The sequence below is a fragment of the Ulvibacter sp. 2210JD10-4 genome (genome assembly GCF_058148525.1).
On the sequence record NZ_JBYVJZ010000002.1, the window covers coordinates 461,453 to 474,559 of the forward strand.

Annotated in this window: 13 protein-coding genes; 9 read left to right on the forward strand and 4 right to left on the reverse strand. The window is 34.0% G+C overall.

The genetic code is table 11. The features are described from left to right. Position 1 precedes the first annotated feature (1 nt). From pnuC to ACY2RT_RS07735, 6 genes are all read left to right on the forward strand, one after another. A complete protein-coding gene (pnuC, locus tag ACY2RT_RS07710; RefSeq protein ID WP_490155324.1) occupies positions 2 to 631 on the forward strand; it encodes a nicotinamide riboside transporter PnuC in 630 nt (209 codons plus the stop codon). Further along, positions 592 to 1,161: an AAA family ATPase gene (locus ACY2RT_RS07715; protein ID WP_490155325.1), complete on the forward strand. Its 570-nt coding sequence runs from the start codon at positions 592 to 594 to the stop codon at positions 1,159 to 1,161. Before pnuC ends, ACY2RT_RS07715 begins: the two co-directional genes overlap by 40 nt. After that, the gene (locus ACY2RT_RS07720; RefSeq protein WP_490155326.1) at positions 1,161 to 2,690 is read left to right on the forward strand and encodes a DUF4301 family protein; all 1,530 of its coding nucleotides are present in this window, start codon (positions 1,161 to 1,163) and stop codon (positions 2,688 to 2,690) included. The genes ACY2RT_RS07715 and ACY2RT_RS07720 overlap by 1 nt, the downstream gene beginning before the upstream one ends. Continuing rightward, positions 2,690 to 3,094 (forward strand): alternative ribosome rescue aminoacyl-tRNA hydrolase ArfB, encoded by a 405-nt coding sequence (gene arfB / locus ACY2RT_RS07725; RefSeq protein WP_490155327.1) that lies wholly within the window; start codon positions 2,690 to 2,692, stop codon positions 3,092 to 3,094. Before ACY2RT_RS07720 ends, arfB begins: the two co-directional genes overlap by 1 nt. Before the next feature lie 198 nt (positions 3,095 to 3,292). Continuing rightward, positions 3,293 to 3,649: a hypothetical protein gene (locus ACY2RT_RS07730; RefSeq protein ID WP_490155328.1), complete on the forward strand. Its 357-nt coding sequence runs from the start codon at positions 3,293 to 3,295 to the stop codon at positions 3,647 to 3,649. 118 nt (positions 3,650 to 3,767) lie between these two features. Further along, a complete protein-coding gene (locus ACY2RT_RS07735) occupies positions 3,768 to 5,120 on the forward strand; it encodes a sigma-54-dependent transcriptional regulator (protein ID WP_490155329.1) in 1,353 nt (450 codons plus the stop codon). Here the strand turns inward: ACY2RT_RS07735 and ACY2RT_RS07740 are convergent. Then, complete coding sequence (locus tag ACY2RT_RS07740) at positions 5,109 to 7,568, reverse strand: hybrid sensor histidine kinase/response regulator (protein WP_490155330.1); 2,460 nt, start codon at positions 7,566 to 7,568, stop codon at positions 5,109 to 5,111. The two genes, ACY2RT_RS07735 and ACY2RT_RS07740, sit on opposite strands and share 12 nt — an antisense overlap. A 299-nt stretch (positions 7,569 to 7,867) precedes the next feature. Here ACY2RT_RS07740 and ACY2RT_RS07745 point away from each other — a divergent pair, with 299 nt between their 5' ends. Beyond that, a complete protein-coding gene (locus ACY2RT_RS07745) occupies positions 7,868 to 10,045 on the forward strand; it encodes a TonB-dependent receptor (protein WP_490155331.1) in 2,178 nt (725 codons plus the stop codon). Here the strand turns inward: ACY2RT_RS07745 and ACY2RT_RS07750 are convergent. Next, positions 10,042 to 10,476, reverse strand: coding sequence for a hypothetical protein (locus tag ACY2RT_RS07750; RefSeq protein WP_490155332.1), 435 nt, complete (start codon positions 10,474 to 10,476; stop codon positions 10,042 to 10,044). The genes ACY2RT_RS07745 and ACY2RT_RS07750 overlap by 4 nt on opposite strands. Positions 10,477 to 10,660: 184 nt before the next feature. Between ACY2RT_RS07750 and greA the strand changes: the two genes are divergently transcribed. Both greA and ACY2RT_RS07760 read left to right on the forward strand, forming a co-directional pair. Then, positions 10,661 to 11,137, forward strand: a complete 477-nt coding sequence (gene greA, locus ACY2RT_RS07755; protein ID WP_490155333.1) for a transcription elongation factor GreA — start codon at positions 10,661 to 10,663, stop codon at positions 11,135 to 11,137. Between the two features lie 2 nt (positions 11,138 to 11,139). After that, complete coding sequence (locus tag ACY2RT_RS07760) at positions 11,140 to 11,532, forward strand: HIT family protein (protein ID WP_490155334.1); 393 nt, start codon at positions 11,140 to 11,142, stop codon at positions 11,530 to 11,532. Here ACY2RT_RS07760 and ACY2RT_RS07765 read toward each other — a convergent pair. Both ACY2RT_RS07765 and ACY2RT_RS07770 read right to left on the reverse strand, forming a co-directional pair. Beyond that, positions 11,529 to 11,873, reverse strand: a complete 345-nt coding sequence (locus tag ACY2RT_RS07765; RefSeq protein ID WP_490155335.1) for a hypothetical protein — start codon at positions 11,871 to 11,873, stop codon at positions 11,529 to 11,531. The genes ACY2RT_RS07760 and ACY2RT_RS07765 overlap by 4 nt on opposite strands. A gap of 1 nt (position 11,874) precedes the next feature. Continuing rightward, the gene (locus ACY2RT_RS07770; protein ID WP_490155336.1) at positions 11,875 to 13,035 is read right to left on the reverse strand and encodes a sensor histidine kinase; all 1,161 of its coding nucleotides are present in this window, start codon (positions 13,033 to 13,035) and stop codon (positions 11,875 to 11,877) included. Between the last annotated feature and the right edge of the window lie 72 nt (positions 13,036 to 13,107).

A 13,107-nucleotide genomic window follows, 5' to 3' on the forward strand; every position in this document is an offset into this window, starting at 1 on the left:
TATGAACCAAATTATAGACTTTTTCTTAGAACCTTACAAAACAGCAACCACAGCAAATATTATACTTGAAGTAATGGCTGTTCTGTTTGGTGTCGCAAGTGTTTGGTTTGCAAAAAGAGAAAATATTTGGGTATATCCTACAGGCATTATTAGTACTGTGATTTATATTTATATCTGTTACAAGTTTGTACTATATGGAGATTTGATCATAAACACATATTATACACTAATGAGTATTTATGGTTGGTATATGTGGACAAGAGTAATAGAAGGGCATCATATAGAGATTTCAACTTTAAATAGGGCTGATACTCTAAAGGCTTTAGGCATCTTCTTATCAACAGCTGTATTCGTTATATTCATATATTTATATTTTAATCGTTTTGATAGATTAACAGATTATTTTGACACTTTTACAACCGGAGTATTTTTTGCTGCCATGTGGCTTATGGCAAATAAAAAAATAGAACACTGGTTGCTTTGGATTGCAGGAAATATTATTTCTATTCCACTTTATTTTATAAAAGGATTAGGGTTTACAGGATTGCAGTTTACTATATTTTTACTCATAGCAATTTTTGGATACTTAGAATGGAAAAAGCACTTGAACAGCAGCCGTCAACCTGCCTGAAAATAGCTTTATTTGGCCCTGAATCTACGGGGAAAACTACGCTTGCAAAGCAGTTGTCAGAATACTTTAATACATTATGGGTGCCTGAATATATGCGTGAATACCTTCAGGAAAAATGGGATGCCAAGAAAGAAAAGTGTACTAAAGAAGATCTACTCCCTATAGCCATAGGACAAATGAAAGCCGAAAACGATGCGGCAAGAAAAGTGAAAACTGTCCTCTTTTGTGATACTAATTTGCTGGAAATTAAAGTATATTCCCAATATTATTACAATGGGTTTTGCCCTCGGGAAATTGAAGAATATACTTATAAAAACACTTATGATCTTTATTTTCTAACCTATGTGGATACTCCCTGGGTTTTCGATAATTTAAGGGACAGACCTGATGACAGACAAAAAATGTTTTGTATTTTTGAAAAGGAGCTTAAAAAGCTTGCTGTTCCCTACAAGATTTTAAAAGGATCCAATTCTGAGCGTTTAAACAACGCTGTTATAACTATTCAAAAATTGCTCAAGGAGAAGACCTAATGTTAACAAAGAAAGACCTTCAACAAATTGAAAATCACGGCCTCTCTGTAGATAATATAGTTAATCAACTAGAAACTTTTTCACGAGGAATACCCTATGTACAGGTTGTAACTACAGCTTCGGTGGGTAATGGAATAGAGGTGATTCCGGAAGAAATTAAGCAAAAGCTGGTTTCACTCTATGAGGGCAAAAAGAATAAGTTGGATATTGTAAAGTTTGTTCCTGCATCCGGAGCAGCTACCAGAATGTTCCAATTTTTACATCGTTTCTTGCAGGAATATGACCCTGAAAAAGAAAAACTTAATAAATATCTAAAAAATGCAGATGCGAAAGACCTGATTACTTTTTTTAATTCTCTTAAAGAATTTGCATTTGTAAATGCTGCCAGAAAGAAGATCAGGGAAAACTATACAAATTATAAGCATTGTACCAAAGGAATGCGGAGTTACTATTTTGTAAAAACAATGTTGGAAGAAAAAGGTCTTAATTTTGGCAATCTTCCAAAGGGGCTGATACCTTTCCATAAATATGCAAAATACGCTACTACTGCTTTCGAAGAACAACTATTTGAAGCTGCATTTTATGCTTCGGTGAAAGATGATGCTTTTATACACTTTACTCTTTCAAAAGACCATGTTCCTTTTTTCAAGAAAGAATACAATAATGTTAGAAAACGTGTCAGCAAAAAAACAAAGACCAATTTTAACCTATCGTATTCGTTTCAGAAAAATGAAACCGATACTATTGCTGTTACCGAAGAAAATAAACCATTTCGGGACGATAAAGGTAATTTGATTTTTCGTCCTTCCGGTCATGGCGCATTATTGGAAAACCTCAATGAAATAGATGCAGATATTATTTTTATAAAAAACATAGACAATGTTGTTGCCGAAGAGTATATAGAAGATATTGCCTTTTATAAAAAATTGCTTGCAGGAAAATTACTTTGGCTACAACAGAAGATATTTAACTACTTAAAAGAGATCAATACAGAGAGTGGCTCGTCAGAATCTGTCAAAGAAATTAAATCCTTTCTTTGGAATGAGCTTAGTATAAAGGATATTCCGGAAAGTAAACAGGAGATCATCTATATTCTTAATAGGCCTTTGCGGGTATGTGGAGTGGTAAAAAATACAGGAGCTCCGGGGGGAGGACCGTTTTGGGTTAAGAGTGAAACCGGGATCACAACGCTTCAGATTATAGAAACTGCGCAAATCGATATGAACAATGCCCGTCAGAGTTCTGTTGTAGATGAAGCTACACATTTTAATCCTGTTGATATTGTTTGCGGTGTTAGGGATTATAAAGGGAATAAATTTGATCTTTCAAAATATAGAGACCCCAGAACCGGATTTATTTCAGAAAAATCTCAAAACGGAAAAAAATTAAAAGCACTTGAGCTTCCCGGTTTGTGGAATGGCGGTATGGCAAAGTGGAACACAGCATTTATAGAAGTACCTCAGTTAACATTTAATCCTGTAAAAACGGTTAATGATCTTTTAAGCAAAGAACATCGCCCTAATGCCTGATGCATACCGAGACCCTCATAAAAGAATTTAATTTTAAAGCAATACGCAGCAGCGGTTCCGGAGGGCAGCATGTTAATAAAACGGCAACAAAAGTTGAGGTGTCATTTAATATAGAGGCTTCAGAAGGACTTACAACATTAGAGAAAGAACAGCTTAAGCGTAAATTGACTTCAAAAATTTCTTCGGAAGGGAATATTACTTTACAATGTGGCGAAACCCGTAGCCAATACCGGAACAAATCTATTGTGACCGAACGGCTTTTGGAATTGCTGAAACAACACTTAAAGGTCTCTAAACCTCGTAAAAAAACAAAACCTTCTAAAAGTGTTATTGAGCAGAGACTAAAGGCTAAAAAATCACAGGCATTAAAAAAGTCCAATAGGAAACCACCAAAAATAGAGTAGTACTTAGATACATTTTATGTGTAAAGATTATACAATTGTATATCAAAATTACACACTCTTCTAGTTTTTAGAAAAAATAAAAACCTCTGTAAATATCACAAAATAAGTAGTTTAACTGTTTTTCTAATACCTGGCACTACTTTTTCAATCTACATTGCATATTAAAAAGATTTAGAAATATTAAAATTCAAAAAAAGAATGAAAAAGTTAATTTTTGCCTCAGTATTTGCATTAGGAACACTAACCGCAGTAAATGCACAAACAGAAGAAAAACAGCCTACAACTATGAATGAGACTTCTGTTGAAACAGTTGCTGTAAAAAAGGACGCTTCCTTAACAACCCAAGATTACAAAGAGTTAAAAGCGTCAGAGCTACCAAAACCTGTAAAGGATGCAGTAGCTAAAGCCTATCAGGATGCTACCATTTCTAAAGCCTACAAAAATGGGAAAGGAGAATTTAAGCTGGTTATCACTACTCTGGCTGCCGATGGTTCAAAAAAAGCAAGTAAGACGGTTTATCTAGACAGTAACGGCAAATGGATAAAAGGTAAATAAGTAACCGGTCCATTAGATTCAACAGAAAAAGGTGTCCTAACAGGATGCCTTTTTTTATGAAAACTTTAAAGATTCTAAGCTCATATACTCCTTATTTTTACGTTGCCATAAGGGAAGTATGAGACAGCAAATAATTATAGTAGAAGATGATATTGCCTTCGGTAAAATGTTAACTACATTTTTAGAGCGAAAAAGTTTTAATGTGGTATTAAGCTATAATGGTAAAGATGCCCGTAAGAAACTGCAACAACAAAAATTCGATTTACTTATTACAGACTTGAAGCTTCCCGATGATTCCGGCCTTGAATTGCTGGATTTTGCCAAAAGAGTTGCTCCCGGTACTAAAACGATCCTTATGACAAGTTATGCTGAGGTTTCCTCAGCTGTAGATGCGATTAAGAAGGGTGCGCTGGATTATATCTCAAAACCCTTTCGTCCTGAAGAATTGTTGATGGTTATCAATGAAGCTTCGGAGACCGAAAGTATATCTCATGCTATAGATACAGATGTAGTTAATAAAGAAATAGGCTCGAAAAGTGTAACAGAGGAGAACTCATTTGTAACAGGAATGAGTGATAGCTCTAAAAAATTTAATGAGTACATTAAATTAGTAGGGCCTACAGATATGTATGTGTTAATACAAGGAGAAAGTGGTACAGGTAAAGAAGTAGCAGCAAAAGCAATACATGAATATAGTTCTCGAAAAAATGAAAAGTTTGTCGCTGTGGATTGTGGAGCGATCCCTAAAGAGATTGCTTCCAGCGAATTTTTTGGTCATTTAAAAGGCAGTTTTACCGGAGCAATTAGTGATAAAAAAGGGCATTTTGAGACAGCACATAAAGGAACTCTTTTCTTAGATGAAATAGGAAATCTTTCATATGAAAACCAGATACAGCTGTTACGGGTTTTACAGGAAAAGAAAATAAAACCTGTTGGTGGTAATACTGAAATTGAAGTAGATGTACGAATCATATCTGCTACTAATGAGAATTTGACAGTAGCAGTAAGTGAAGGGAAATTTAGAGAGGACTTATTTCACAGACTTAATGAATTTTCTATTCATATTCCTTCGCTACGGGAACGCAGTGAAGACATGATGCTTTTTACTGAATATTTTTTATCTCAGGCCAACGCATCATTAGGAAAAGATATCATTGGGTTTTCCAAAGAAGTGAAACTTGCTTTTAAAAGGTATACCTGGCCAGGAAATCTTCGGGAATTAAAAAATGTAATTAAGCGATCTGTATTATTAACACAAGGATCTTTAGTCCCTTTAGAAGCAATTCCTAAAGAGGTTTTAACCACAACTAAGGCTACTGTTGTAGATTTTTCAAAACAGTTCAATGAAAGACAATTGATCTTGAATGCTCTTAAAGAAGCAGATTTTAATAAATCTCAAGCTGCGAAATTATTGAAGATAACTCGAAAAACACTCTACAATAAAATTGCGCAATACAAATTAGAACTGTAACTCACTTCTATTTTTAAGGGCTTCCACGAGTTTTTTCATTTCAATTTTCAATTTTTCAAAAAGTACTTTCATTTCAAGCTTAGTACAAGTTTTGCCGTGACATCTTTCAAAAGTATCAAGCAGGGCTATTATTTCTTTGGCTTCAAGTTGCCGGCACATTGTAAGCATTTTATGTGCAATTGCCGTTATGGTTTTATAGTCTGATTTTTGAATAGCATTCTCCAATTGAAAAAGATCTTCTTCAGACTGATTGTAAAATACATCAAGCACTTCACTTAGTGCTTCTTCAGTATCTAAAAAGGATCTTAAAAGTGCTAAATTATAAATATTGTTTTCATCAGTTTTATAGAGAGAACCTATCTCTTCAGACTTTTTTTCTAAAAAGTAATGAGGAAAAATTTTATTTAAAACCATTACTAACTGTTGCCTTTTAAACGGTTTTTGAAGCATTTCGGAGAACCCTTTATTTAAATATTCTTCTCGTGTAAATTTGCGGTTTCCAGTCATGGCAATCACTGGTTGATCTTTATAACTCAAGATTTCCCCACTTCTAAGAGCGTTTAAAACTTCAAAACCATTTACTCCCGGCATTTGAATATCGGTAAGGACAAAATCAAATTGAAGATCAGTATTCTTTAAAAAGGCATTGAAGTCTGTACAAGCAAAGCATTCAATATTCATTTGCGCAAAGAGCTCACTTAATAGGGCGATCATAGAAGGATCATCATCTATAACCAATGCTTTTAAAGGAAAAAGTCCTTTTGATACTTCAACAGGAATATTTAAACCAATTGCATCAATTTTCGTCAATGGTACTATTAGAGTAAAAGTACTTCCCTTGCCTAAACTACTTTCTACTTTTAGAGCTCCTTTTAGTAATTTGGTTAATTTTTTTGAGATCGTCAAACCTAATCCACTACCGCCAAATTTATGTATAGTCTCTGCTTCAGCTTGTGTAAATTCTTTAAATATTAACTGCTGTTTTTCTTCTGAAATACCAATCCCGGAATCTTTTACTGAAATTTCAATTGTTGCTATATCTTGATTACAGCTTAGTTGTTTTGCTGCAATGGCGATCTGCCCTTGTTCAGTAAACTTAAAAGCGTTTCCCACCAGGTTATTTATAATTTGCTGAATACGCAACGGATCACTTTTAAATAGGGCTCCTCTTATAAACGCATCAATTGATATGGTAAGGTCTATAGGTTTTTGCGAATGGATTTTTTGTATTGCTTTTACATTTTCATGTATCAGGTGTTCTAATGAAAAAGGCACAGGTTCAATGGATAGCTTACCGGCATCTAATTTTGAAAGGTCTAAAAGGTCATCTGCCAGTTTGTTAATAAAGTTAGAACTGTACGTAATCTGTTTGATATAATGTTTTTGTTTTTTGGTAAGAAGTGTATTTTCAAATAATTCTGAATAGCCTACAATTGTGTTTAAGGGTGTTTTTAAGTCATGACTTACAGTGGCTATAAGCTGTTCGCGGCTTTTTAGTAATGAATCTGAATATTGCTTGGCTTTTTTAAGGTTTTGTTTAAATTTTTCCGCTTTAAAAAAATCGTTCAAAATTAAGTAGCTAAAGAAAAAAACTAACAAAAAACCAATGACCCCTGCTATTTTAAAAATTTCTTGAGCTCGGTCAATGGAGGCTTGTTGTGCTGCTTTTTCCAAGAAATTGTTTTTGGTAACTTCGGTATCAAGGGTAGTGATAATTTGTTGTAATCGTCTCGAAATGTTAAGATCATTACGTATTAGTTCATTTTCTTTTTGCTGAAGTGACTTTCGTATTTCCGAATTTTCTTTTTTAGCTTCAGAAACAATATAGCGTGACGCCACTAACATAGAATCTACAGTTTTAGATTTTAATTTTGACGTATCACTTATAGTATTCATATTTAGCCAATCAACATAAGATTGCCATATTCTGGTTTCCTTTTTTGTTAATTTTGAAGGGTTTTTTATCATTGTTTCCAATGAATTTTTTCCCATCGTTATTTCAAGTGCTTTAATTTCTTTAAGAATATCATCTAAACTATTATCCTGACTACTTGTAAGCTTTAAAACCCTAAGTTGTTCAATATTTCTGTTTTTTTGAGTAAGTAACTCTTTAACACTATCCAGCAGTTGTTTTTGATATGCCCCGGAGGTTAGTAATTTAAGTTCTTCAATTTTATTGAAAAGAGTATCTGTTTTGGATGTATAAAGCTCAAAATCTTTTTCTTTCTTGGTAAGCAGTGCAAGGCGGGAGAAACTATCTGTCTGGTACAATGTATTTATTAATGTTCCGGTTTCAATAAATTTTTCCTTTTCGGCATTTTTTACATTGAAGGCTAAAAAATCCTTATATTCTGAATATAAAAAAATACTCACCAAGACAGCCAAAGCACCTAATACAATATAACTTAGGATAATTTTTAAGGTGAATTTATTTTTAAAAATAACCATATCATAAAGTTAGGTACTATAAAAACGGATAAGTATTAAGGATATGATAAAAAATTCTCTAAATAATGAATGAAATAACTACCTTTGTACACATCTCAAAGGGGTGCTGTAAAAAGCTGAGATTATACCCATAGAACCTGGAACAGGTAATGCTGTTTAGGAAATCAAGCGCTAAGAAAATGTATATGAACATTTTCAATAATACGCTGGCCGGTTGAAGGATGTGAATTCTAAACTGGTTTTTTTAATAACCAATTAACATAGAATAATGACCCCTTTTATTCGTAAAATCGTTACGAATGAAAAAGTTATTTAGTGTACTCGTTTTAGGAGTAATGTGCTGTACTATTTCGGCACAGGAAACAGTAGTAGATACTACTAAAGTTGAAAACCTTGAGGTTGTTATTGTAAAATCTGTTCGAGTTGAAGCAGATTCGCCAATAACACACTCCAATCTCGAAAAAGAAGAGTTGGAAAAAAGGAATTTGGGGCAGGACATACCCTATATGCTCAGTTATTTGCCATCTGTGGTAACTACCAGTGACGCAGGAGCAGGTATTGGATACACCTATATTCGTGTAAGAGGGAGCGATGCTTCCAGAGTAAATGTTACCCTTAACGGTATCCCTTTTAACGATGCCGAAAGCCAAGGAACTTTTTGGGTAAACTTACCGGATTTTACGTCTTCGGTGCAAAATCTGCAATTGCAAAGAGGAGTAGGGACTTCAACAAATGGCTCAGGGGCTTTTGGCGCGAGTTTGAACCTTTTGACAGATGCAGTTTCGGAAGAAGCATATGGAGAAATTGCAAATTCATTTGGTTCTTATAATACAAGAAAACACAATGTAAAATTTAGTACAGGAATAATAAGTGACCAATTTGAAATTGCCGGACGCCTGTCGACAATTCAGTCAGACGGCTATATTGATCGGGCACGTTCCGACCTTAAATCGTACTTTCTTCAAGGGGCCTTCAAAGATCATAATACACTGATAAAAGCAATTACCTTTGGCGGAAGAGAAGAAACGTATCAAGCTTGGAATGGGATTGATAAAGAAACATTGGAGAGCAACAGGACGGCAAATTTTGCAGGATCTTATACAGATGAAGAAGGAAATCAACAATACTACGATAACGAAGTAGACAATTATTCACAGGACTACTATCAACTGGTGTGGAACCAACGTTACAATAACAACTGGAGCAGTAATGTAACATTTAATTATACGTATGGAAGAGGCTATTTTGAACAATATAAAGAGGACGAAAACTTTGAATTTTATGATTTCACACCTATCGAGATAGGAGGAGATACTATTAATACTACAGATTTAATTCGCCGCCGTTGGTTGGATAATAATTTTTATGCGCTAAGTACTAATGTAAACTATAAAAACAATAAAATTGATGTAAGAGCAGGAGCATTTTATAGTAAGTATGACGGAGATCATTTTGGAGAAGTAATCTGGGCAAGATATGCAAGTACCGGTGAAATTAGAGATCGCTATTACTTTGGAACCGGAGACAAAAGTGAATTTACTTTTTTTACAAAAGCTACATGGTTGATCAATGATCATTGGAGTATTTTTGGAGATTTGCAGGAAAGATTCGTTATGTATAAAACTTCTGGATTAACTTCAGATCGGGAGCTTTTGGAAATAAATGAGGACTATAGCTTTTTTAATCCAAAAGCGGGTGTTTCATTTCAGGTAAATACCAAAAATCAATTATATACCTCTTATGGAAGGGCTAATCGCGAACCGCGAAGAAGCGATTTTGAACAAGGGATAAATACTTCAGAAAAATTAGACGATTTTGAACTTGGCTGGCGTTATGCCTCCAAGGCAATACAGGTAAACAGCAATCTTTTTTATATGAATTATAAAGACCAATTGGTACTTACCGGAGCTATTGATGATGTTGGAGCACCTGTCAGGGCTACAAGTGGTAAAAGTTACCGATTGGGACTGGAAATAGATGCAAATATTGCTGTTACTTCAACAATTAAATTTCGTCCTAATTTAGCGTTGAGTTCTAATAAAAATGTGGATTTTGTAACCTCTCGTGATGGTGAATTGATAAATTTGGGAAATACCAATATCTCTTTTTCACCACAGGTTATAGCAGGAAATATAATAGAATACCATCCTTTTAAGAACTTTCAGGTAGCATTACTTACAAAATTTGTTGGCGAGCAGTATATGGGGAATATCGATAGTGAAGTTTCAAAATTGGACAGTTTTTTTATCAACGACCTTAATGTAAATTATACTTTAGAAAATGTACCTTATGTAAAAGCCATACACTTTTCGGGCTTGATAAATAACGTTTTCAATGTAGAATATGTTTCTAACGGGTATTTCTTTACATATGATGACGATTTTAGTGATCCCGGAACCATAACGACTATAGAAGGAGCAGGGTATTACCCGCAGGCAACAACCAATTTTTTAGTAGGAGCTACTGTTAAATTTTAATTGGAAATCACAATATTATTACCTGTTCTTACAGCAAGGTATTGAAGCATTGGAAACATACTTTCATCACTTTGGTGTTGCCCGGTAACAATATCATATTCATTTGAATCATTTGCGCAAGGGCAACTTGCAATAATGCCTTCAATATCCATTCTTGAGCAGTTACTTGGAGTATGGTTTGGGTCACTAAGCTCAAAAGCTGTATATAGGTCATTGTTTACATTGTAAATTACAATTCCTTTAATACCCTGCTGATTAATAATGATGCTATTTCCTGGAAACTTTAGAGCATTGTACTCTGGGAGGTTCAGATTGAGGTTTAAACTTACTAAAGGATCAACCAAATAAGGATTATTAGTGTTTACGTTATCGTCTTTTTTACAGCCAATAAACATTAAAAGTACCAATAAAGTAAAAATTTGAATTTTCATAAATTGAAAAAAATGTAGGGGCGAAAGTACAATAAAAACAGTCAAAATTAAATTTTTAGTATATTTGTTAAACGAAATCCCGTCACGTATGGGATTTTTTGTGTTTTAATCAACCAGCCCTATTTTTTCGGGATTTGTTGAAAAATTTGAATAACCGTGTTATACTAACACAAACGATGAAGTTATGAGTAAAGTATCTTATTATACTGCGGAAGGATTAAAAAAATTACGGGAAGAGTTAGATCAATTACGTGATGTGGAACGCCCAAAAGCTTCGCAAGCTATTGCGGAAGCTCGTGATAAGGGAGATTTAAGTGAAAATGCCGAATACGATGCCGCTAAAGAAGCTCAGGGAATGCTGGAAATGCGTATCTCTAAATTAGAAGAAACCGTTGCTAATGCACGCCTTATTGATGAATCTATTCTTGATACGTCTAAAGTATTGGTGCACTCTACTGTGAAGATAAAAAATCAAGCCAATGGTATGGAAATGCAATATAAATTGGTGGCACAAAGTGAAGCCGATCTTAAAACCGGGAAAATATCAGTAGACTCTCCTATTGGAAAGGGCTTGTTAGGGAAAGAAGTTGGTGAAATTGCTGAAATACAAGTCCCAAACGGAATTATTAAATTTGAAATTTTAGAAATTTCAAGGGATTAACAATGGCCTCTATTTTTACAAAAATAATTGAAGGAAAAATTCCATGCTATAAAGTAGCAGAGGATGAGAATTTTATTGCTTTTTTAGATATTAATCCTAACGCAAAAGGGCATACCTTGTGTGTACCCAAAGAAGAGGTTAATAAAATCTTTGATCTGGAAGAAGATGCCTACCTTCAATTGATGCAATTCTCAAGAAAAATTGCAAAAGCTTTAGAAAGAACCGTACCCTGTGAACGGATTGGAATGGCAGTAATTGGTCTGGAAGTACCACATGTACATGTGCACCTTATCCCTATCAACGAGATGAAGGAGATGACGTTTGCACATAAAGTTGCAATGACTCCCGAAGAATTTTCAAACTTAGCGACAGCAATTCAAGAGAATATTTCTTAATACTTTTCTAATAAAAGAACTAAGATGGTTACCATTACTATTCCTGCTAATAAAAGGATATAGCTTATTGATTTAAAACGGATTCCTGCTTTTTTAATAACGACTATTTTTTTGTTGTATAGGTATACCCGTTCTATATCGTCTGTCCAATTTACAGGATAAATAGTATTCTTACAGGTATGACAATATAAATTTTCATTGATGCTTTTATTTGCCTTTTTATAGAATCGTGTATCGGTTTCTTTCTGGCTAAAAGTAAACTCTAAACCATCAGTTGCAAAGCACTCCGGACAGTTATTTGTAAGATGTGCGGTGTGTAAAATATGATTTATAACGGTCATGTTAAGAATACAATAATAAAGAGATTTCCATAATAGTACCTTCTCCAGGAATGCTTTTTAAAACGCGTATTTTACCATTATGGTATTTTTCAATGATCCTTTTAACTAATGAAAGGCCCAATCCCCAACCTCTTTTTTTTGTGGTAAAACCCGGTTTAAAGATTTTAGAGAAGTTCTTTTTTGAAATTCCTTTTCCGGTATCTGCGATACGTACCAAAGCATATTTTGAACCACTTTCAATGGTGATCTTAATTTTTCCTTTGCCTTTCATAGCATCGATAGAGTTTTTCACAAGGTTTTCTATAGTCCAACTAAATAACTGTGAATTTAAGGCAACAAAAACAGGTTCATCGAGAATTTCTAATTCAAAATCAATTAATTTCGAGCTTCTGCTTTTAAGATAATCAAAAGATTTACGAGTTTCACCGACCAGATCTTTTCGTTCCAGTTTTGGAACAGACCCAATTTTGGAAAACCGCTCGGTAATCGTTTTTAACCTGTCAACGTCTTTTTCCATTTCTGCAACATATTCTGGATTGACATTTTCCGATTTCAAAATTTCGTTCCATCCTACAAGAGAAGATAAAGGAGTGCCAATTTGATGCGCAGTTTCTTTAGCCATCCCGGCCCAAAGCCTGTTTTGTTCTGCAGACTTTGCAGTTTGATAAAAGAAATACAATGCTAAAAAGAAAAACACAATAATGAGGATCAATACCAGAGGATAGTATTTTAATTTATTAATGATAGGAGAATTTCCATAATATATCGTCTGTAATAATTCCTCTTTATAGGTAACTTCAATGGGCTTATACTCTGAAGAGAACTTTTTTGTAAGCGCTATTCTTTTTTCTCTCAGTTTTATTGAATCTGTTTCTTTTTCAACAATATTACGTACATTATAAGAGTCCTCCCTATGGGTATATACGATCATGGGAGTTGCCGTATTACTTTGAAGGACATCTAATACTATCCTATTGATCTCCCCATCCCCTAAACCAACTTTTTGAAATTCTTCCTGTGCGGCTGCCCAAATTTGCATTTTATCACGTTCATTCTCTTTTAATTGATTGAAAAACACATAAGTGTTCCATAAGATCAAACTAATGATACAAATAGAGATAATAACAAAAAACCAACGAATAAATGTAGTCTTATTCTGCATAAAAAATTTCTGAGATCAGCATTTAAATATAAAGCAAATATGTTAATATTATTGTGCAATCAAATTTTTACA